Source organism: Plantactinospora endophytica (assembly GCF_016862915.1).
Taxonomy (GTDB): domain Bacteria; phylum Actinomycetota; class Actinomycetes; order Mycobacteriales; family Micromonosporaceae; genus Plantactinospora; species Plantactinospora endophytica.
The window spans coordinates 14,499-35,803 of record NZ_BONW01000040.1; the positions used below are offsets into that span (position 1 = coordinate 14,499).

Annotated in this window: 17 protein-coding genes and 1 pseudogene; 11 read left to right on the forward strand and 7 right to left on the reverse strand. The window is 72.7% G+C overall.

Annotated elements, in window-relative coordinates; translation table 11 throughout:
* Positions 1-65: 65 nt before the first annotated feature.
* Entirely contained in the window at positions 66-581 is a 516-nt protein-coding gene (locus Pen02_RS33365; protein ID WP_203870163.1) for a hypothetical protein, read from the forward strand.
* A 56-nt stretch (positions 582-637) separates the two neighbouring features.
* Here Pen02_RS33365 and Pen02_RS33370 read toward each other — a convergent pair whose 3' ends face one another.
* The 3 genes from Pen02_RS33370 to Pen02_RS33380 all read right to left on the reverse strand — a co-directional run bounded on the left by Pen02_RS33370 (position 638) and on the right by Pen02_RS33380 (position 5,616).
* On the reverse strand, positions 638-2,860 hold the full coding sequence (locus Pen02_RS33370) for a hypothetical protein (RefSeq protein WP_203870164.1): 2,223 nt from the start codon (positions 2,858-2,860) through the stop codon (positions 638-640).
* 195 nt (positions 2,861-3,055) lie between these two features.
* Positions 3,056-4,330 (reverse strand): coiled-coil domain-containing protein, encoded by a 1,275-nt coding sequence (locus tag Pen02_RS33375; protein ID WP_203870165.1) that lies wholly within the window; start codon positions 4,328-4,330, stop codon positions 3,056-3,058.
* Between the two features lie 236 nt (positions 4,331-4,566).
* Positions 4,567-5,616 (reverse strand): TIGR03621 family F420-dependent LLM class oxidoreductase, encoded by a 1,050-nt coding sequence (locus Pen02_RS33380; RefSeq protein WP_203870166.1) that lies wholly within the window; start codon positions 5,614-5,616, stop codon positions 4,567-4,569.
* A gap of 152 nt (positions 5,617-5,768) precedes the next feature.
* Here Pen02_RS33380 and Pen02_RS33385 point away from each other — a divergent pair, with 152 nt between their 5' ends.
* Positions 5,769-6,698: a phytanoyl-CoA dioxygenase family protein gene (locus Pen02_RS33385; RefSeq protein WP_239141722.1), complete on the forward strand. Its 930-nt coding sequence runs from the start codon at positions 5,769-5,771 to the stop codon at positions 6,696-6,698.
* 59 nt (positions 6,699-6,757) lie between these two features.
* Here the strand turns inward: Pen02_RS33385 and mce are convergent, their stop codons facing one another.
* A complete protein-coding gene (gene mce, locus Pen02_RS33390) occupies positions 6,758-7,225 on the reverse strand; it encodes a methylmalonyl-CoA epimerase (protein ID WP_203870167.1) in 468 nt (155 codons plus the stop codon).
* Between the two features lie 70 nt (positions 7,226-7,295).
* Here mce and Pen02_RS33395 point away from each other — a divergent pair, with 70 nt between their 5' ends.
* Both Pen02_RS33395 and meaB read left to right on the forward strand, forming a co-directional pair.
* Positions 7,296-8,534, forward strand: coding sequence for an acetyl-CoA C-acetyltransferase (locus tag Pen02_RS33395; protein ID WP_203870168.1), 1,239 nt, complete (start codon positions 7,296-7,298; stop codon positions 8,532-8,534).
* Positions 8,535-8,785: 251 nt separating this feature from the next.
* Positions 8,786-9,730 carry a methylmalonyl Co-A mutase-associated GTPase MeaB gene (gene meaB / locus Pen02_RS33400; RefSeq protein WP_203870185.1) on the forward strand — a complete coding sequence of 315 codons (945 nt, stop codon included), beginning with the start codon at positions 8,786-8,788 and terminating at the stop codon, positions 9,728-9,730.
* Positions 9,731-9,742: 12 nt separating this feature from the next.
* On the opposite strand, the gene Pen02_RS33405 is transcribed toward meaB, so the two are convergent.
* A complete protein-coding gene (locus tag Pen02_RS33405; RefSeq protein ID WP_203870169.1) occupies positions 9,743-10,195 on the reverse strand; it encodes a DUF2000 domain-containing protein in 453 nt (150 codons plus the stop codon).
* Between the two features lie 265 nt (positions 10,196-10,460).
* Between Pen02_RS33405 and Pen02_RS33410 the strand changes: the two genes are divergently transcribed.
* From Pen02_RS33410 to Pen02_RS33425, 4 genes and pseudogenes are all read left to right on the forward strand, one after another.
* On the forward strand, positions 10,461-10,895 hold the full coding sequence (locus tag Pen02_RS33410; RefSeq protein WP_203870170.1) for an Asp23/Gls24 family envelope stress response protein: 435 nt from the start codon (positions 10,461-10,463) through the stop codon (positions 10,893-10,895).
* A gap of 205 nt (positions 10,896-11,100) precedes the next feature.
* Complete coding sequence (gene icmA / locus Pen02_RS33415) at positions 11,101-12,789, forward strand: coenzyme B12-dependent isobutyryl-CoA mutase large subunit (protein WP_203870171.1); 1,689 nt, start codon at positions 11,101-11,103, stop codon at positions 12,787-12,789.
* Between the two features lie 117 nt (positions 12,790-12,906).
* Positions 12,907-13,845 carry a tetratricopeptide repeat protein gene (locus tag Pen02_RS33420; protein WP_203870172.1) on the forward strand — a complete coding sequence of 313 codons (939 nt, stop codon included), beginning with the start codon at positions 12,907-12,909 and terminating at the stop codon, positions 13,843-13,845.
* 65 nt (positions 13,846-13,910) lie between these two features.
* A pseudogene (locus Pen02_RS33425) lies at positions 13,911-15,044 on the forward strand (arginase family protein); the annotation flags it as partial.
* Between the two features lie 876 nt (positions 15,045-15,920).
* On the opposite strand, the gene Pen02_RS33430 reads toward Pen02_RS33425, so the two are convergent.
* Entirely contained in the window at positions 15,921-16,823 is a 903-nt protein-coding gene (locus Pen02_RS33430; protein ID WP_203870173.1) for a LysR family transcriptional regulator, read from the reverse strand.
* Positions 16,824-16,979: 156 nt separating this feature from the next.
* On the opposite strand from Pen02_RS33430, the gene Pen02_RS33435 reads away from it, so the two are divergent.
* From Pen02_RS33435 to Pen02_RS33445, 3 genes are all read left to right on the forward strand, one after another.
* The gene (locus Pen02_RS33435; protein ID WP_239141724.1) at positions 16,980-17,870 is read left to right on the forward strand and encodes an oxidoreductase; all 891 of its coding nucleotides are present in this window, start codon (positions 16,980-16,982) and stop codon (positions 17,868-17,870) included.
* Between the two features lie 62 nt (positions 17,871-17,932).
* The gene (locus Pen02_RS33440; protein WP_203870175.1) at positions 17,933-18,505 is read left to right on the forward strand and encodes a TetR/AcrR family transcriptional regulator; all 573 of its coding nucleotides are present in this window, start codon (positions 17,933-17,935) and stop codon (positions 18,503-18,505) included.
* A 178-nt stretch (positions 18,506-18,683) separates the two neighbouring features.
* Positions 18,684-18,914 carry a TM2 domain-containing protein gene (locus Pen02_RS33445; RefSeq protein ID WP_203870176.1) on the forward strand — a complete coding sequence of 77 codons (231 nt, stop codon included), beginning with the start codon at positions 18,684-18,686 and terminating at the stop codon, positions 18,912-18,914.
* 88 nt (positions 18,915-19,002) lie between these two features.
* Here the strand turns inward: Pen02_RS33445 and Pen02_RS33450 are convergent, their stop codons facing one another.
* Positions 19,003-20,967 carry a penicillin-binding transpeptidase domain-containing protein gene (locus Pen02_RS33450; protein ID WP_203870177.1) on the reverse strand — a complete coding sequence of 655 codons (1,965 nt, stop codon included), beginning with the start codon at positions 20,965-20,967 and terminating at the stop codon, positions 19,003-19,005.
* Positions 20,968-21,305 lie beyond the last annotated feature (338 nt).

A 21,305-nucleotide genomic window follows, 5' to 3' on the forward strand; every position in this document is an offset into this window, starting at 1 on the left:
ACGATCCGTCCACCCGGGATGTGTTACCGGCGTGGCTCCGACAGGGGGCCGGCAGAGGAGGACGAATGAACAGCACGATCGCAGGACGGCGCCGGGCCGGGGCAATCGCGGTGACGGTCGGAATGGCGCTCGGCGCGTTGGCTCCGGCGGCGGCATCGGCGGCTCCGGCGGACCGGCCGGCGAACACCCGGCTCGGGATCAGCGCGACCGACCTGGCGTACGGGCCGCTGGAAGCGGACGGGTGGCGCCGGGGCACCACCACGGTGACGATCATCAACCCGACCAGGAAGACGATCCAGTACCCGATGATCACCTTCCTGAACAACGGGGCCGACCACGCCGAGCACGCGATCTGGTCGTGGGACTGCCCGATCGGCCACGGGCGCCCGGACCGGGAGGTCTGCATCACCAACCCGCTAGCCCCGGGCGAGGGCCGCCGCATCGTCTTCCCGTTCATCACCGAGACCGGCGGTGACACCAGGACGGCGACGGTACGCGTCGACGCGGGCGCCGACGTCGAGGGCACGGTGCTGCCGAAGACCGGCCAGAGCACGTGGTTCAAGGTGACGCCCGGCTTCTGAGTCGAGCCCGGGGTACGGGCCGGTGCCTGCGCGCCGGCCCGTACCGGCGGCGGAAGCTACTCGGAGTCGACCGTCACCTTGTTCGACTTGGTGCCCTGGTCCTCGACGGTCGGCTTGCCGCTGCGCTTGCCGGAGTCGCCGGTGCTGGTGATCCGGGTCGGCATCGGCTCCCGGCCGCCGGTGCCGGGCACCGCCGCCACGGTCGGCTCGCCCTCGATGCCGCCGCCGTCGGCGCCGGCGGTCACCGGCTCGGTCACCCGGGACGTCCCGGACGTCTCGCCGGACGCCCCGGTCTGCTCGGCGGCGACCTGCTCGGCGGCGGCCTCGACGATCTGCTGCATGTCGGCCTCGGCCTGTGCCAACTGCTGCTCCGCCTGCTGGGCCGACTGTTCCGTGCCGGTCAACCGGTCCTGCTCGCCGGCGAGCTGCGTCTGCGCGGCGGCGAGCTGCCGCTGGATCCGGTCGGACTCCTGCCGGGAGGCCACCGTCTCCTGCCGGATGTCGGCGAGCGACTGCTGCGCCTCGGCGATCTCCTGCATCACCTCGGCCAACTGCTGCCGGCCGGCCGCCGCCTCCTGCTGCGTACTGGCCAGGTGCTGCTGGGTGGTGGCCAGGTGCTGCTGCGCCGTCGCCATGTACTCCTCGAACTGGCGGCGGGACGTGCTGGCCTGCTCCTCCGCCTGCCGGTGCAGCTCGGCGAGCCGCTCCTCGGCCTCCCGCCGGATCTCGGCGGCCTTCTCCTCGGCCTCGCCGCGCACCCGGGCGGCGTACTCGTCGGCCTCCTGGCGGACCCGGTCGGCGCCGCCCTCGATCTCCGCCCGACGGGTCTCGTACGACTCCTCCAGCTCGGTCCGCCGCGCGTCGAGCTGCTGCTCCAGCTCGGTCTGCCGAGCCTCGAACTGCTGCTCCAGCTCGGCCTTGCGCTGGTTGAACTCGCGGTCGGCACCGGCCCGGTAGGCGGCCAGCTCCTCCTCCAGGGCGGACCGGCCGGCGCTCAGCTCCTCCTCGGCGGCGGTCCGCTGGGCGGCGATCTCCTGCTCGGCGGCGGTGGTACGCCGGTTGATCTCCTGCTCGACACCGGCCCGCCAGGCGCCCAGCTCCTGCTGCGTCTCCGCCCGCACCTTCTGGGCGTACTCCTCGACGTCGGCACGGGACTTCCGGACGTACTCGGCGGTCTCCTCGTTGATCCGGGCCGCCTCCTGCTGCGCCTTGGCGTGCGCCGCCTGCCCGGCCTCGCGGAGCTGGGTGGCCTCGTGCTTCGCCTTCGCGTGCAGCCCCTGGCCGGCCTCGCGCAGCCGGGTCGCCTCCTGCTTGGCAATCTCGATCATGCGGTCGGCTTCCTGGGCCGCCGCGTCGGTGAGCCGCTGCGCCTCCTGCTGGGCCTTGACGTGTGCCGCCTGCCCCGCTTCGCGCAGCCGGGTCGCTTCCTGCTGGGCGGCGTCCCGGAGCCGGTTGGCCTCGTGCTGGGCCGCGTGCCGCAACCGCGCGGACTCCTGGCGGGCGCGCTCGACGACCTGCTGGCTCTCCCGTTCGGTCCGCTCGGTCAGCTCCTGGGCCTGGGCGGCGGTCAGCTCGGTGAGCCGGTTCGCCTCCTGCTCCGCGGTGTCCCGGAGCTGCTTGGCCTCCTGCACCGCCTTGGCGTGCGCCGCCTGGCTGGCCTCGCGCAGCCGGTTCGCCTCCTCGGCGGCCCGGTTGCGCAGCTCGGAACCCTCCTGCTTGGCCTTCTCGAACGCGGCCTGGGCGGCTTCGCGGAGTCGGGTGGCCTCCTCGGCGGCGGCGGTGACGGCGGCGTCCGCCTCGGCTCGGCGGGCCGTGTTGAGCTTCTCCTCCTCCGCCCGGCGGGCGGCGAGGGCGAGTTCGAAGTCGCGCAGCGCGTCGGCGGCCTGCTGGCGGGCATCCTCCAGCACCTGCTCCGCCTCGGCCCGCCGAGCCTCGATCTCCTGGAGGGTGTCCCGGTGGATGATCTCGGCCTGTTCCTCGGCGAGCGTCAGGATCTGTTCGACCACCGGACCGAGGTGCCGGAACGACGCCCGGTCCACCACGCCGATCTGCCGTCGTACCGCCGTCAGGTCGCGTTGCAGCACCTCGACCTGGCCGGCCAGATTGTGGATCTGGCTGTACGCGTGCTCACGCTGGGCCGCCAGGGTGGCGATATCGTTCTCGGCGCGAGCGACGTACCGATCCACCTGCCCCTTGTCGTAGCCCCGAAAGGCCGGCTCGAAGCTCGGCTCCGTAGCCACATCCCCGTTCAGGGCAAACAGTTCCTCGCCGTGCGACATACTCCCATCCTCACACGGGTCGCCCAGTTCTGCGGCGATACCCGGCGGGGCTGATGGGACGAAGCTCACCGGTCGGGACATTATCCGACCTGTCGGGCCGTACGCCGGGCAGCACACAGGGCCGTACCGGAAACTCCGGTACGGCCCCTGCCGTGCTGCTGCCCCGCAGCCCGACCCGCGACCGTCGTCGTCGGATCAGCTCGCCGTGTCGGCGGGAACCCGCTCCTCCGCCTCGTCCTTGTCGGCGGCGGCGGCCGGCTTGGCCGGCTCGGCCTTGGCGGCCGGCGCCCCACCCACACCCGGCACGATGCCGGCCAGGCCGGAGAGCATCTGGCCGAGCTGCGAGGTGACGGCGTCCTTCTGCCGGGTGAGGTCCTCGACCTCGCGGCGGGCCGCCTGCGTGGTCAGGTCGGCCTCGGTGCGCGCCTCGGTGAGCAGGCGGTGCGCCTCGGCACGAGCCTCGTTGAGGGTCTTGTCGGCCAGTGCCTTCGCCTTGTCGATGGTCTCGGCGGCGTTCCGCTCCGACTCCACCCGGCGGGCCTCGGCGCGCTGCTCGATCTCCTTGGCGCGGTCCTGCGCCGCCCGGGCCCGCTGCTCGGCCTCGGCGACCAGCTTCTGGGTCTGCGCCACCTGCGCGGCGTGCCGCTCCGACTCCTCGCGCTCGGCCTTCTCCCGGCGCTCGGCGAGCTGGAGCTCCAGCGCCTGGAGGTCCTTGTCCCGCTTGTCCCGGGCGTCGGTGAGCAGCTTGGTCGCCTCGGCGCGCTTCTCCTCGGCCTCCCGGGCCGCCTTGGCCCGCTGCTGGGTGATCTCCCGCTCGGCGGTGGCCCGGAGGGTGGCGACCTCCCGCTCGACCGTGGACTTCAGCTCGGCGACCTCGTGCGCGGTGACCGTACGGAGCTGCTTGGTCTCCCGCTCGGCGTCGGCGCGCAGGGTGTCCGCCTCCCGGCGGGCCTGCACCCGGACCTCGGCGGCCTCCCGCTCGGCGGCGGTGCGTACGCTGCCCGCCTCCCGCTCGGCGGAGGCCTTCATCGCGGCGGCCTCGGCACGCGCCTTGTCGGTGATCTCCCGCGCCTCCAGCCGGGCGGCCGAGAGGATGCCCTCCGACTCGCGCTTGGCCTCGCCACGGTGGTCGTTCGCCTGCTCCTCGGCGAGGCGCAGGATCTGCTCGACCCGGGTGCCCAGACCGGAGAGGGTGGGGCGGTTGTTCTCTTCGAGTTGCTTGTTGGTGTCGGTGAGCTTCTGCTCCACCGACGCGAGCCGCTGCTCGGCCTGGCGGAGCCGACGCTGGGCGTCGTTCATCCGCTGCTCGGCCTCGGCGCGGGCCTGCTCGGACTGGTTCAGAGCGGCGTTCAACCGGCCCAGATGACCGTTGACCTGCTCACGGTCGTAGCCGCGCAGGGCGACCGTGAAGTCTGGCTGTGAGTTCGCGTTGTCGAAGAACGCGAGAGGGGAGGACTGCTGCTGGGGCATTGGGACATACTTGCAGACTTACCGGGGTGCTTCGCAAGGGCCGAGCCGTACTATCGCGCCCAGTTCACAAGGTCAACTCAACCCGCCGGACGGCGGTTCTCTTTGCCAGATCTACTGTGCTCGGAACCCCTCCGGACAGTGCCCACGCGGGACCTTCGGACGGCGTCGGCGCGGGACTCCGGGACGGTGCCGGCACCGCCGGTTCGGATCGATTCCGCCGCCGGAATTCGACGGGTTCACCGTCCCGCCAGCCGGGCCACGATCGGGGCGGCGGCGTCCAGGTTGCCGCCGAGGTGCCAGTAGCTGACGCCGTACCGCTCGCGGAGTGCGAGCAGCCGCTCGGCGCACTCGTCGACACCGCCGTGCAACACCGACGGCGAGGCGGCCAGCGCGGCCGGGTCGACGAGCCGGGCGTGACTGGACGACGCCCGGTGCTCCACGCCACGGTGCAGCACCCGTACGTCGAACATCCGCGACTGGAACTCCAGGTCGGCCGGATCCCGACCGGCGGTCGCCGCCGCCTCCCTGGCCCAGGCCACCTTCTGGGCGAAGCGTTCCGGTCTCATCTCCGCCAGCGCGGCCAGCGGGTCGACGTCCGGGGCGAGCCGGGGGTTGATCCCGACGATGTCGGCGTGCCGGCCGGCCAGTTCGAGGATCCGCCGGCTGCCGCCACCGACCAGCAGCGGGGGATGCGGGCGCTGCACCGGCTCCGGCAGCCCGGCCAGCCCGCTGACCTGGTAGTGCCGCCCGGTGAAGTCGACCGGCTTGTCACCGAAGAGCCGGAGCAGGATCTCGATCGACTCGGCCAGCCGCGCGACGCGTACCGCCGGAGGGTCGAAGGGCAGGCCCGCCGCGTCGTGGTCGTCCCGGAGCCAGCCGGCGCCGAGTCCGAACTCCACCCGGCCCCCGGAGAAGACGTCGAGATTGGCCAGCGCCTTGTGCAGGAGTACCGGATGCCGGAAGTCGTTGCAGAAGACCATGCCCAGTACCCGGAGCCGGGTCGTCGCCTCGGCGGCGACGGTCATCGCCACCAGCGGGTCCATCGCCCAGCCGCCGGTGAAGTGGTCGGAGACCGCGACCGAGTCGAAGCCGAGCCCCTCGATCCGGCGGATCTCGTCGCGCCACCGGGCCACCGGCCGGTCCAGCCCCGGCATCGCGGCGGTGAACCGGAACGGCCGCGGCCGGGGACCGGCTCCGGCCGGTGCGCCGGACGATCCGGTACGCGCCGACGGCGGCGCCGAGGAGGCGTACGCCCCGGCGGGCGCGGCGGGCTGCGCGGGTGGCATCGCCCGACTCTATGTGCCGGCGGCGGTGCACAGGGTGTTCCCGGCCGGGCGCCGAACGTGAAGTCGGATTGTCGACACGGGTACCGGCCCGACCGGACGGCTCCTTCCCGGTCGCCGGCCGGCCGCCTAGCGTGACCGCTGCGCACCCCAGCGTGACCCGCTGGGCAAAGACCTACCGGGAGCTACCGCAGGAGGCCGCAGTGACGGTGCTGCACTTCGACTCGCCGATGTCCGACGACGAGCGTCGGGAACGGCTCTTCGCCGGGGACCTGTTCGTCTACTCGCCGACGCCGCACTCGATGGCGCTGATCGCCTTCGCCCGGCAGATGACCGAGACCGCCTTCGCACCGCACTTCCCGCCCGAGGCGCAGCACCACCTGGCCGGCCCGGACTACGTACGGGTGCTGGCCGACCTCAAGCCCAGCTTCATCAACCACCCGCGCAGTGCGGAACTCGTCCGGGGACTCCTCTCCGACCTCGGGGCCGACCCGGCGCAGACCTACTTCGACGTACCCCGGCTGCGCTCGATGACAAGCGAATACCTGAACGCGGGGCTGACGCTCCAGTTCGAGTCGCACCGGGACACCTGGTTCTCCGCCCCGATGTCCCAGCTCAACTTCTGGCTGCCGGTGTACGACGTGGTGGAGTCGAACGTGATGGCCTTCCACCCGGGGTACTTCCACACCGGGGTGCGGAACAGTTCCCGGGACTACAACTACGCCGAGTGGGTGGCGCACGGCCGGACCGCCGCCGCCGCGCAGGTGCATGCCGAGACCCGCCGGCAACCCGGCCTGGAGCAGGAGTTGGAGGGGGAGCCCGACCTGCGGGTGGTCACCCCGCCCGGCGGGGTACTGGTCTTCTCCGGCGCGCAACTGCACACCACCGTGCCGAACACCTCCGGCCGGACCCGGTTCTCCATCGACTTCCGGGCGGTCAACCTGGCCGACGTGCGGGCCCGGGCCGGCGCCCGGAACGTCGACTCCGAGTGCACCGGTACCACGCTCGGCGACTTCCGTCGGGCCACCGACCTGACCCCGCTGCCAGCCGAGCTGGTCGAGTCGTACGACACCGTGCCGGCCTGACGGCAGCGACGAAGTCCCAGCGGGACCGGACCGGCCTGACGGCCGGGGACACGGCCGGTTCAGCTCGACGCGGCGGGTTCGACCAGTTCGACGAGTACGCCGCCGGCGTCCCGGGGATGCACGAAGTTGACCCGGGAGCCGGCGGTGCCGCGTTTCGGTGTCTCGTAGAGCACCCGTACGCCCCGGTCGCGCAGCGCCGCGCAGGCGGCGTCGACGTCCGCCACCCGGTAGGCGACCTGCTGCACCCCGGGCCCGCTGCGGTCCAGGAACTTCGCGATCGTGGACTCCGGTGTCAGCGGCGCCAGCAGTTGTACGCAGCCGCCGGCCGGCGTCGGGCCGACCCGGAGCATCGCCTCCCGGACCCCCTGCTCGGAGTTGGTCTCGGTGTGCACGCACCGCATCCCGAAGACCCGCTGGTAGAACTCGATCGCCACGTCGAGGTCGGAGACGGCCACCCCGACGTGGTCGATGCCGAGCAGGCCGATGCCTGTGAGATAGTCGGCAGCGGGGCCGTCCGGGTTGTCCATGTCCACCAGGCTAGTCTGACCTAACCAACGTTAAGGCGCTCCGCCAGGCCCCCCGGAGGCGACAGTTCCCATGGCATCTGTGATCGTCAACGGCGCCCGTACCCCGATGGGTCGGCTGCTCGGCAATCTCAAGGACTTCTCGGCGACGAAGCTCGGCGGGATCGCCATCCGGGCCGCCCTGGAGCGCTCGGGTGTCCCCGCCGACCAGGTGCAGTACGTGATCATGGGTCAGGTGCTCCAGGCCGGTGCCGGTCAGATCCCCGCCCGCCAGGCGGCCGTCGAGGCGGGCATCCCGATGTCCGTACCGGCGCTGACGATCAACAAGGTCTGCCTCTCCGGCCTGGACGCGATCGCCCTGGCCGACCAGCTCATCCGGGCCGGCGAGTTCGACATCGTGGTGGCCGGCGGGATGGAGTCGATGACCAACGCGCCGCACCTGCTGCTCGGTCAGCGGGCCGGCTACAAGTACGGCGACGTCGTGGTGAAGGACCACACGGCGCTGGACGGCCTCACCGATCCGTGGGACTGCTGCGCGATGGGCGAGTCCACCGAGCGGCACAACGCCCGGCACGGGATCACCCGGGCCGAACAGGACGCCTTCGCCGCCGCCAGCCACCAGCGGGCCGCCGCCGCGCAGAAGAACGGCGCCTTCGCCGAGGAGATCGTCCCGGTGACGGTGCCGCAGCGGAAGGGCGACCCGCTGGTGATCAGCGAGGACGAGGGCGTACGCCCGGACACCACCGCCGATTCGCTGGCCCGGCTGCGCCCGGCGTTCACCCCGGACGGGACGATCACCGCCGGCAGCTCCTCGCCGATCTCCGACGGCGCCTGCGCGGTGGTGGTGATGAGCAAGGCCAAGGCGAAGGAACTGGGGCTGACCTGGCTGGCCGAGGTCGGCGCGCACGGCAACGTGGCCGGTCCGGACAACTCGCTGCACTCGCAGCCGGCGAACGCCATCGAGCACGCGCTGCGCAAGGCCGGGCTCGGTGTCGGCGACCTGGACCTGATCGAGATCAACGAGGCGTTCGCGCAGGTCGGCGTCAAGTCGACCCGGGACCTCGGCGTCTCCCCGGAAATCGTGAACGTCAACGGTGGCGCGATCGCGCTGGGCCACCCGATCGGGATGTCCGGCGCCCGGCTGGTGCTCAGCCTGGCGATGGAGCTGCGCCGCCGGGGCGGCGGTACGGGCGCGGCGGCGCTCTGCGGCGGCGGTGGACAGGGCGACGCGCTGATCGTGCACGTGCCGGGACCGGCGGGCGCGCCGGGGCAGGCTGCCGGCGTACCGGGACAGGCCGGCGGGCGGGAGTGACGGCAGCGTCGGCCCCGCAGCCGGCCGTGCCGGAACCGTCCGTCCCCGAGCGGACGGCTGCACAGCCTGCCGGCCCGGAGCAGGTTGGCGACCCGAAGCAGACTGCCGGCCCGGGGCAGGTTGGCGGCCCGGAGCAGGCTGCCGGCCGGAAGCAGGTTGGCGGCTCGGCGGAGTCGTCAGCCGGGTCGGCATCGCCGGGGTCGGCGGGGGCCGACCGGGGCGGTCCGGTGCGGCGCAGCCGGGACGTGCCGATGCTTGTCGACCGGGCCCGGGCGGGTGATCCCCGGGCGGTGGCCCGGCTGATCACGCTGGTCGAGTCCGGTGACGAACTGTTGCCGCAGGTGGCGGCGGCGCTGGCGCCGTACACCGGGCGGGCCCAGGTGATCGGGTTGACCGGTTCGCCCGGGGTGGGGAAGTCGACCACCACCAACGAACTGGTCCGGGCACTGCGGGCCCGGGACCACCGGGTCGGGGTGCTCGCGGTGGACCCGTCCAGCCCGTTCACCGGCGGGGCGATCCTCGGCGACCGGGTCCGGATGCAGGACCACGCCACCGACCCCGGGGTCTACATCCGGTCCATGTCCAGCCGGGGACACCTCGGCGGGTTGGCGGCGGCCACCCCGCAGGCGGTCCGGGTGCTGGAGGGGGCCGGCTGCGACGTCGTACTCGTGGAGACCGTCGGGGTCGGCCAGGCCGAGGTGGAGGTGGCCTCGCTGGCCGACACCACGCTGGTGCTGCTGGCGCCGGGGATGGGCGACGCGATCCAGGCGGTCAAGGCCGGCATCCTGGAGATCGCCGACGTCTTCGTGGTCAACAAGGCCGACCGGGACGGCGCCGACGCCACCGTGCGGGACATCAACGGGATGATCGCGCTGGGCGAGCGCGGCCCGGGGCAGTGGCGCCCTCGGGTGGTGCGTGCGGTGGCCGCCCGGGGCGAGGGGATCGACGAACTGGTCACCGCCGTCGAGAAGCACCACGGCTGGCTGGTCGAGCACGGCGAACTGCGTCGCCGCCGGGAGGCCCGGGCCGCCGCCGAGGTCGAGGCGATCGCGCTCGGCACCCTCCGGGACCGGATGGGCTCGCTCCGCGCGGGTACGCCGCTCGCGGCGCTCGCCGCCCGGGTGGCCGACGGCTCCCTCGACCCGTACGCGGCGGCCCGGGAACTGCTCGACCAGCTCGACCTCTCCGACGGCTGACCGCCACTGCGGTCACGGGTGCAGCACGGCGCCCTTGCACACCTTGTCGACGGCGTTCCTCGGCCCGTGCACGGCCAGCCCCACCAGGTCGAGCCGGTCCCGCCCGACCGCCCGTACGGCGGCCCGGTTGTCCCGGTCGTTGCCGGTCGAGAAGAGCTGTTCGGTGAAGATCGCCACCCGCATGCCCCGCTCGACGGCTCGCCGGTGCGCCCCGACCAGGACGTCTCGGCTGCCGGCGAAGACCAGCACCGGCTGCCTGAACATCGGCAGGTACCGGGTGTCGTCGGCGTCCAGGTAGTCGGCGCCGAGCAACTCCGGTTCCGCCCCGGCGACGCCGCTGGTCAGGAACGCCGTCACGTTCAGCCGTTGCCAGGTGGCGAGGTCGTCCCGGAGCAGAATGGCGATCTTGGTGTCGAAGCGGACCCGGGCCGGCTCCGGCCCGGCCGTCGGGACGGCAGCGGTCATGGGGCAACCTCCTCTGTTCGGTCGTCGCACCGAGCCTGTCCCGTCGACGGCCGACGGTCTTGTACGTTCCTTGCCTCCCGCCGCAGAACCACGACCGGAGAACCATGACTCGACCACCGCCCGACCATTGCCGTGTGGGATCGCGGGGCCGACCCGACAGAGCCGAGAATGTGTCAGGTCCGCCGCTGGTTCGCCCGGGGCGGATAGGCTCCGACAACGCCGACGGCGCCGTGCAGGCCGTCGAGACCAGGGGAGAGAGACGAGAATGACCGAGGTTCAGAACGATTCCGGCCAGGCCGCCGAGAGTGCCGCACCGGCGGCACCCGCCGCGGCCCCGAGGGGCGGCACCGAAGTGTCCGAAGAGGTCATCGAGAAGATCGCCGGTACGGCGGCCCGCTCGGTGCCCGGTGTCGCCGATCTCGGTGGCGACGTCGCCCGGTTCTTCAACAGTGTGCTGGACAGGGTCGGCCTGGACGAGGTGGGCGACGCCGGACGGGGTGTCTCGGCCGAGGTGAAGGGGACCAGCGCGACGATCAGGATCGTGCTGGTGATCGAGGCCGGGCACGTCGTACAGGAGGTGACCGAGGCGGTCCGGGCGAAGGTCATCGAGGCGGTGGAGAAGTACGGCCTCACGGTCGCCGAGGTGAACGTCAAGGTGGACGACATCGAGCTGAACACCCCGCCGGCCGCCGGGGCCTGACCGCGCGGTGGGCGGGCGCCCGTCCGCCGGCCGACCCGGCCGCAATCGCCGTGATCAGGGATCTTCCGCCCGGAACCGTACCGGCTCGACGTCGGAAGATCCCCTGATCGCGGGCGCCGTACCTTGATCGCGGGGCTACCTTAGCGATCGTTCAGGGCTCCCCTCTACACTCGGGCTCAGTCGAGAGCGCGAGGAGGCCCCTGCGATGAACGCCGACGACATCGCCGCCGGGAGAGCCCGCTGGCAGGCCCGGTACGACGCGGCACGCAAGCGGGAGGCGGACTTCACCACCCTCTCCGGGCTACCCGTCGAACCGGTCTACGGACCACCCGAGGGCACCGCCGACCCCCGGTTCGACCGGATCGGCTGGCCGGGCGAATATCCGTACACCCGGGGGTTGTATCCGACCGGCTACCGGGGACGGACCTGGACGATCCGGCAGTTCGCCGGCTTCGGCAACGCCCGGCAGACCAACGAGCGCTACCGGATGATCCTCGGCGCGGGCGGCGGCGGCCTCTCGGTCGCCTTCGACATGCCGACCCTGATGGGCCGGGACTCCGACGATCCGCAGGCGCTCGGCGAGGTCGGGCACTGCGGCGTCGCCGTCGACTCGGCCGCCGACATGGAGGTGCTCTTCGACGGCATCGACCTGGCCGCCGTCACCACCTCGATGACCATCTCCGGGCCGGCGGTGCCGGTCTTCTGCATGTACCTCGTCGCCGCCGAGCGGCAGGGCGCCGACATCTCCACACTGGACGGCACCCTCCAGACGGACATCTTCAAGGAGTACATCGCGCAGAAGGAGTGGCTCTTCGACCCCGAGCCGCACCTGCGGCTGATCGGCGACCTGATGGAGTACTGCGCCCGGGAGATCCCGCGTTACAAGCCGCTGTCGGTCTCCGGCTACCACATCCGGGAGGCCGGGTCGACGGCCGCGCAGGAGCTGGCGTACACCCTGGCGGACGGGTTCGGCTACGTCGAGCTGGGGCTGAGCCGGGGACTGGACGTCAACGTCTTCGCACCCGGGCTGAGCTTCTTCTTCGACTCGCACGTCGACTTCTTCGAGGAGATCGCCAAGTTCCGGGCCGCCCGGCGGATCTGGGCCCGCTGGCTCCGCGAGGTGTACGGCGCCACCGACGAGCGGGCGCTCTGGCTGCGCTTCCACACCCAGACCGCCGGAGTCTCGCTGACCGCCCAGCAGCCGGTCAACAACGTGGTGCGTACCGCCGTCGAGGCGCTGGCGGCGGTGCTCGGCGGCACCAACTCGCTGCACACAAACGCACTGGACGAGACCCTCGCGCTGCCCACCGACTCGTCGGCGGAGATCGCCCTGCGTACCCAGCAGGTGCTGATGGAGGAGACCGGGGTGACGAACGTCGCCGACCCGCTCGGCGGCTCCTGGTACGTCGAGGCGCTGACCGACCGGCTGGAGGCGGAGGCGGAGGAGATCTTCGCCCGGATCCGGCAACTCGGCGGCGAGGGCCCGCACCAGATCGGCCCGATGACCTCCGGCATCCTGCGCGGCATCGAGGACGGCTGGTTCACCGGCCAGATCGCCGAGTCGGCCTTCACCTACCAGCAGGCGCTGGAGAAGGGCGACAAGAAGATCGTCGGCGTGAACTGCCACACCGGTACGGTCGCCAAGGAGCTGGAGATCCTGCGCGTCTCGCACGAGGTGGAGCTGGAGCAGCAGCGGGTGCTCGCCGCCCGCAAGGCCGGCCGGGACGACGCGGCGGTGACGGCGGCACTGGCCCGGATGGTCGAGGTCGCCCGGACCGGCGAGAACCTGATCCCGCCGATGCTGGCCGCCGTACGGGCCGAGGCCACCCTCGGGGAGATCTGCGACGCGCTGCGCGCCGAGTGGGGCGTCTACCGTGAGCCGGCCCGGTTCTGAGCCTCGCACACCCGGCCGGCCCGGCCGGGTGGTCCGGCGGTCGCGCTGCCGGTTGGCATCTGTCGGGCAGCGGCGGTTGGGCGGGGTTCGCGCACCCGCGTGCGAGACTAGGGAACCATGAGCGACCCACGGATCACCTCGTCGATCTTCACGCGCGGCGCGGTCGACCTCGGCGCGCTGCGCGCCGCCCAGACGCCCGCGAAGCCAGCGGCAGCAGCTACCCCGTCGGCCGGCCCCGGCATCCCCGGCGGGACGCCGCCGAACACACCCGGGGCGGGCGCGGGCGGCGTCACGGTGATCGACGTCACCGAGGCCACGTTCCAGTCCGAGGTGCTGGAACGCTCCCTGACCACCCCGGTCGTGATCGACTTCTGGGCCGAGTGGTGCGAGCCCTGCAAGCAACTGTCCCCGGTGCTGGAGCGGCTCGCGGCCGAGGGCGCGGGTGCGTGGGTACTCGCCAAGGTCGACGTGGACGCCAACCCACGGCTCGCGCAGATGTTCCGGATCCAGAGCATCCCGATGGTCTACGCGGTGGTGGGCGGCCAGCCGGTCGACGCCTTCGCCGGGGTGGTGCCCGAGGCGCAGTTGCGGCAGTGGATCGGCGCCGTGCTCAAGGCCGGCGGGGTGTCGGTGGAGACCCCGGAGGACCCCCGGCTCACCGAGGCCGACGAGGCACTGATCAGCGGTGACCTGGACGCGGCCGAGCGGGCGTACAAGAAGATCCTTTCGGACGCGCCGTCGGACGCGGCGGCCGAGGCCGGGCTGGCGCACGTGTCGCTGGCCCGCCGGGTGAGCGGTGCGGACCCGGCGGCGGCGCTGGCCGCGGCCGAGAAGGCACCCGACGACGTACCGGCACAGTTGCTCGCCGCCGACATCGAGGTGCTCAGCGGTCTGGCGGAGCAGGCGTACGCCCGGCTCGTCGAACTGGTCCGTCGGACGGCCGGCGATGACCGGGAGGCTGCCCGGCAGCACCTGGTGTCCCTGTTCACCATCGCCGGTCCGGACGATCCTGCGGTGGCCAGCGCCCGGAGGGCGCTCTCGCGTGCGCTCTTCTAGACAATAGGCAGTACGAGCAGCGCGCGTGCCGGCCTGGCAGCCGCGATACCGGACGGGAGCACACTATGCGCCGGATCGCCGTCCTGGACGCCCCGTCCAACCTGGGCCTGCGCCCGCCGACCCCCACGTCGGTGCCGGGCTGCGGCAAGGCGCCCGGCGCGCTGCGTGACCACGACCTGATCGCCCGGCTCGCCGCCCGGGACGCCGGCTGCCTCACCCCGCCCCGGTACGACCCGGGTGACTGGCGTCCCGGGGACGGGGTGTGCCACGCCGGTTCCATCGCGCACTACTCGATGGAGTTGGCCGACCGGATCGGCGGCATCATCGACCAGGGTGAGTTCCCGCTGGTGCTCGGCGGGGACTGCTCGATCCTGCTCGGTTCGGCACTCGCCATGCACCGGCTGGGCGAGGCGGTCGGCGGCCGGATCGGCCTGGTGTTCGTGGACGGCCACTCGGACTTCCGGCACCCCGGCAACGCGTCGTACGTCGGCGCGGCGGCCGGCGAGGACCTGGCCCTGGTCACCGGGCGGGGGCAGGCCGACCTGGCCGCGATCGAGGGTCGCCGGCCGTACTTCCGGGACATCGACGTGGTGGTGCTCGGCATCCGCGCCCACGACGAGTACCGGCTCGACCTCCAGGCGGCCGGGATCATCACCCGGCCGGTGCCGGCGCTCCGGGTGGAGGGGGCGGCCCGGACCGCACAGTGGGCGCACGACCAGTTGACCGACTGCGCCGGTTACTGGGTACACGTCGACGTCGACGTGCTCGACCCGGCGGTGATGCCGGCGGTGGACGCACCGGACCCGGGCGGGATCGCCTTCACCGAGCTGGAGTTGCTGCTGGCCGGGCTGGTCGACACCCCGCACTGCCTCGGCGTCGAGATCACCGTCTTTGACCCCGACTACGACCCGGAGGGCGCCTACGCCGCCGAGATCGTCGACACGCTGGTCGCCGGCCTGGCCCCGGTCGCCGCGCCGGAGGCGGTGCCGCCCCGGCTCGCCCCGAGCCGGCCCGCCGCTCCCGGGCGGGGTCCGGCGCTTCCGGGACCCCGGACGGTTCCGCCCGCAGCGCCCGCCGTGCCCGCAGCGCTGGCTGCGCCGGTCATGCGACCGGCGATGCCGCCGACCGGGGAGGCTCCGCCGGTCGCAGCGTTGCCGGTCGTGGCCCCGCCGGTCGCAGCGTTGCCGGTCGTGGCCCCGCCGGACGTAGCGTTGCCGGTCGTGGCCCCGCCGGTCGCGGCGTTGCCGGTCGTGGTTCCGCCGGTCGCAGCGTTGCCGGACGTAGCGTTGCCGGTCGTGGCCCCGCCGGACGTAGCGTTGCCGGACGACCCGGGTGGACCGGAGACGGCTGTCGAGCCGGCGGTGCCGGAACCGCCGGCCGAACCGGATCACACGGTGGACCGGGCGGGCGTGGATCCGATCGTCGGCAGCAGCGGGGCGAACGGCGCCAAGCGGTCCCGGATGGAGCTGCCCGAGCTGTCGGCACGCTGGTCGGAGGCGGTCGGTCCGCCCGCCTCGGCCGGTCCGGGACGGCTCCGCCGCCGGCCGCCGCAGGCTGCCGAGGAGCCGGTCGTCGATCCATCCCCGAGTGGTGGTCCAGCAGCCGCTGCCCGTTCCGCGGACGACACCGCCGAGCGGGAGCCCGGCCGGTCGACCGAGCAGCCGGCGCACGACACCGAGTCCGGTACGACGGCCGAGATCGCCTGATCCCACCTGGCACGGTTGGTGGCCGGTCCGGCGCACGGTTGGTGGCCGGTCCGGCAGGTGGGGCCGCCGGACCGCAGGTCGTGGGCGGTGCCTGGTCCGCCAGGTGGCCCCGCCTGGTCGCCGGCCGGTGCGTGGCACTGCCTGGTCGACCGGAAACCGTCGAGTGCTGGCCCGCGCTCGACCGGGGTACCCGGACTGCTGCCTGTCGAGCTGGGTGCACAAGCGGGGCACCGTTCACCGTACGGCCGGGAGCCGTCGGGCTGGCTCCACCCTCCGCTCGGCGTGGGCGCACAGGCGGGGCAGCTCGACAGTCTGCGTGCGACGCGTTCCTCCACCGGCCGGCGGTGGGGGCAGCGAAGCGAGCCCGGACTAACCGGCGCGCGTCAGGTCGACCGCAGCGGCCAGTTCGGTGACCACGTCGAGCAGGTTCCGCAGTACCGGCTTCGCCACCGACGGGTTCCACACCACGACCGTCTCCGCCCGCTCGCCGACCAGGGGTACGAACACCACGCCGGTACGCCGCAGGCTCCGTGCCGAACTGGCGAGCCGGGACACTCCCACGCCGGCGGCGACCAGACCGAGCAGGTTGGGTACGCCGGTGGCCCGGGCGACGACGTCCGGCGCGTACCCGGCCCGTGCGAAGTCCCGGTCGTACTTCTGGTGCCAGGGTGGCCAGGAGGCGGGCGAGGTGAGTACCCACGGCTCGGCCGCGAGGTCGCGCAGGTGCAGTTCGGCCCGGTCGGCCAACGGGTGCCCGGTGGGCAGCACGGCGCAGACGGGCTCGGTGACCAGGGTGCGGGTGGTCAGGTCGTCCACCAGCGGCGGCCGGGTGAACGCGGCGTCGTATCGCCCCTCGCGCAGCCCGGTCACCAGGTCGCCGATGGTGACGTCCTCGGTGGTCAGCTCGACCTCGGGGAAGCGTTCCCGGAAGGCCCGGACGACCGGCGGCAGCATGTAGTTGGCGGTGGAGACCAGGAAGGCGAGGCTGAGTCGGCCGATCTCGCCGCGTGCCGCGCGCCCGACGGTGGCGACGGCCTCGTCGGCCCGGGCGAGGACGGCGCGCGCCTCCGGCAGGAACAGCCGGCCGAGTTCGGTCAGCCGGGTGCCCCGGGTGTCCCGGTCGAGCAACCGCACCCCGAGGGACCGCTCCAGGACGGCGACCTGCTGCGACAGCGACTGCTGGGCGACCCGCAGCGCGACCGCCGCACGGGTGAAGCTCAGGTGCTCGGCGACCGCGACGAAGTACCGCAGGTGGCGCAGCTCAGGGGTCACAGTCTCCGACTGTAATGGCCGCCGGGAATGTCTGTTGGCGACATCGTCGCCCCGCTGGCCAGAGTGGGATCCGGACGGCGCCCGGCACCGCCCGCCGGACGGTACCGAGCCGGTCGGACGAGACGGAACCGGTGGGACGAGACGGAGGAGTCGGCGGTGGCAGGACAGGAACGGGTGTGGTTGATCACCGGGTGCTCGGCGGGGTTCGGTCGCCATCTCGCGCTGGCGGCGCTGGCCGCCGGAGACCGGGTGATGGCGACGGCCCGGGACGTCGGGCGGCTGGCCGACCTCGCCGCGACCGGGGCGGACCGGGTCCGGACGGCCCGGCTCGACGTCACCGACGAGGCGTCGGTGGACCGGGCGGTGGCGGAGACCCTCGCCGCGTACGGCCGGATCGACGTGGTGGTGAACAACGCCGGGTACGGGTCCGTCGGCGCCGTCGAGGAGTTGACCATGGCGGATCTGCGCGCCCTGCTGGACGTGATGTTCTTCGGCGCGGTGGCGGTGACCAAGGCGGTGCTGCCACACCTGCGCCGGCAGGGCGGTGGCGCGATCGTGCAGATGAGTTCGATGGGTGGCCAGGTCACCATGCCCGGGTTCGGCGCCTACTGCGCGGCGAAGTTCGCCCTGGAGGGGCTGTCGGAGGCGCTCGCCGCCGAGGTCGCGCCGTTCGGCGTCCGGGTGTTGATCGTCGAGCCGGGCGCGTTCCGTACCGAGTTCGGCGGGAGTCGGATGCACCGGTCCGGGGTGATCGAGGCGTACCGGGTGTCGACCGGGTTGACCAGGGCGGCCGTGGACGGGATGGACGGTACCCAGCCGGGTGACCCGGCGAAGGCCGCCCGCGCCGTCCTGGAGGTGCTCGACGCGCCCGAGCCGCCGCTGCGGTTGGCCCTCGGGCACGACGCGGTGGACAGCATCCGGGCCCAGCACGACCGGCTCCGGGCCGACCTGGACGGGTGGGAGAAGCTGAGCCGCGCGACGGACTTCGACCGCCAAGCTCCGGTTGACGGTTCTGCTCCGGTTGACAGTGCTGGCTATGCTCACTAGCTTCTAGGCTATGGGAGATAGCACGCCGTGCCGCTCAGGGAAAGCTTGGCACAGGTCGCCCGGTGCCTAGAGTCGGACTCTCCACCACGGCCGTGGTCAACGCGGCGATCGAGGTGATCGACGAGCAGGGTGTCGAGGCGTTGACCCTGGCGGCCGTCGCCGCACGCACCGGCGTCGCTCCGCCCTCGCTCTACAAGCACGTCGCCGGGCTCGCCGAGCTGCGGACACTGGTCGGCATCCGGGTGATCACCGAGATGACCGACCGGTTCGTGGCGGCGGTGCTCGGTCGCAGCGGCGACGACGCGGTGGCGGTGCTGCTGCGCACCTACCGCGACTACGTCCGCGAGCACCCCGCCCGGTACGCCTCGGTGCCGCCCGATCCGCTGCACGACCCGGCGATGGTCGACGCCGGCACCCGGATGTTGCAGGTCTTCCTCGCCGCGCTGCGGGAATACGGTCTCACCGACTCGGCGGCGATCCATGCCACCCGGTGCGGCCGGAGCATCGCGCACGGGTTCGCCTCGCTGGAGGCCACTGGCGGCTTCGGGCTGCCGGAGGACCTGGACGAGACGTACGAGCGGCTGATCGACATGTTCGTCGCCAGTCTGCCGCGCGGTACCCGTACCGGCCGGTGACCCAGAGTTCTTTCGCCTGATCATGGTCGCTGACCGGGACAGCGGACCAGACCGGGTTGCGGTAATGTGCGCCAGCGCGTGCACGTCGGACGTACCACCTCGACGTGGACGATTCGGGCCGATCCTCACGGATCGGTGCTACCACAACCCTTCCTGTATGTCCTGAGAGGAATAGACCATGTCCACATCCGCCGCCCCGGCCGTCGGGGAGAAGTCCTGGCTCGCCGCGTTGCTGCTCTGCCTCTTCCTCGGCACCATCGGGGTGCACCGGTTCTACGTCGGCAAGGTCGGCACCGGCATCCTGATGATCATCACCTTCGGCGGGTTCGGCATCTGGACGCTGATCGACCTGATCGTGATCGCGGTCGGCAAGTTCACCGACAAGCAGGGTCTGGCGCTCGCCCGCTGAGGCGACGCACCGCACGACGGCCGGGGCGGTCCGGGGAATTCCCCGTCGACCGCCCCGGCCGACGCATGTCCGGGCAGCCCCGGCCCGCTCAGGCGAGGGCGCGGAGGAACTTCTCGGCGATCGGCACGGCGGTGGCCGTACTCGATCCGCCCTTCTCGACGAAGACGGCGAACGCGACGTCCCCCTGCCAGCCCACGAACCAGGCGTGGGTGTTCGCCGGGTTGTCGTCGTACTCGGCGGTGCCGGTCTTGCCGTACACCGGGTCGCCCGGCACGTCCGCCAGCGCGCTGCCGGTCCCCTTGGTGACCACCTCGCGCATCATGGTGCGGAGCGGCTCGACCGAGCCGGCCTTCAACTGCGGTCCGGCCGGCGCCGCCGCACCCGGTGCCGGCTCCAGCACCAGCTTCGGCTGCTGCCACTGGCCACGGGCGACCCCGGCGGTCGCCGCCGCCATCGCCAGCGGACTGACCACGGTGGTGCCCTGGCCGAAGGCGGCGGCGGCCCGCTCGGCGGCCGAGCCGCCCGCCGACACCTTGCCGGTGAACGCATCGACACCGAGCTTCCACTCCGCCTCCAGGCCGAGGCTCCGGCCGGCGTTGGCCAGCCCGTCCGGCCCCAGCCTCGGCGCCAGCGCGGCGAACGCCGTGTTGCAGGACTTCGCGAAGTCGGTCCGGAACGGCACGTTGCCGAGGACGAAGTTGTCGGAGTTCTTGAACGACCGCCCGTCGACCGTGAACGTTCCCGGGCAGGCGACCGGCCCGTCCAGGCTGACCGCCCCGAGGTCGAGCAGGCCGAGCGTGCTGACCATCTTGAAGGTCGAGCCTGGCGGCACCTGGGCGGTGAAGGCGAGGTTCTCGGCGCTGGCACCGTTTGCCGCAGCCAGCACCGCGCCGTCGCCGACGCGTACCGCGACCAGGGCGGCGCGCTGCTTGGAGCCGCGTACCGCGTCGTCGGCCGCGTTCTGCGTCGTTACGTCGATAGTGGTCTTCAGGGTGCTGCCGGGCTGCGGCTCGCGCCGGAACACCTCGGTACCGGTCGGCGTGACCGTGCCGTCCGGGCGCTTGCTGGCGACGATCACCGCGATCCCGGCGCCGCCCCGGAGTTGCTTGTCGTAGCGGCCCTGTATCCCGCCGTGGCCGACCAGGTCGCCCTCCTCGAACAGCCCCGGGTTGGCCGCCATGTCGTCGGCCTGCACCGGGTCGACCGAACCGAGCAGAGCCCGGGCGAAGTCGCGGGTCGGCGCAAGGTCCCGCTGCTCGTCGCGGAACTTCGTCCCCGGCAGGTCATAGATGCGCGGTTTGATCTGGAGGTACGCCTCGCGGCGCAGGCTCACCACGTCGACGAAGGCGTCCGGTTTGGCCTCCCGCATCCGGGTCGGCAGGTCGGTCAGGTCCACCGGCGGGGTGATCGGCGGCCGGATCGCCTTGAACGCCGTGTCCAGTTGCTTCACCAGCCCGGGTACGTCGGTCACCTCGCTCGGCTGCACGCCGACGAGTACCACCGGTCGGGGGGCCACGATCGGCTTGCCGGCTCCGTCGGTCACCGCCGCCCGCTTGGCGGTGAGCCGGCGCAGTGCCAGCTCGTCACCGCTGGTCAGACGCGGCTCGACGACCTTCGGCTCCCAGATGACCTGCCACTCGTCGTCCTCGGCACGCTTGAGGTGGATCTCCGACGGGTACGTCCAGTGCGTGTCGCCGGGCAACGTCCAGTCCACCCGTACCGTGGCGGTCGCGGTGTCTTCTGTGATCTTCGCCTCGCCCTCCTGGCGGAGTGCCGGCGGCGTCTTGGCCAGCTCGCCGGAGAGCTGCTTGAGTTCCTCCGCCACCTCCTCGGCCGGGACCCGCTCGCCGGCCGGGTTGCGGAAGCCGACCTTGTTGAGATCGCCGCCGCGCCATCCCGTGAGGAACGCGTCGACCGCACGGTCCGGACCGTCGGATTCCGAACAGCCGGCCAGGGCTCCGGCGGCCAGCACCACGCCGGTCAGCGCGACGGCTGTCCCGCGTCGGGCGGTTTGCCGGGTACGGGAGCGGTGGGAGGATTTCGGAAAGCGCATGCCGCGGTTACCTTCCAGGTCGGCGCACCACCGGCGGTTGCTCCGGCGGCAGCCTGACGGTAGTACGCGGGTCCGAATCGCCGTTGCCCCGGTGCTGCCCGACCCCGCCGGACAGCACCCGCTGCCGTCCCGTTTCGACGCGCTCCGGTGCTGGTCAGAGCAGGTTTGCCCAGCTCGTCGGCAGTCGGTGCGGGTGTCCGGCGGCGCGGATCGGGTGATGGCCGTGCGTGCGTGGGTACTCCGGGGCGGGCGTGTCGGGTGCCCGCAACGGACGAAAGGACAGACTCAAGATCCGATATGCGGCCGCCGGTCCACCGACAGAGGGGCGTATCGGTAGG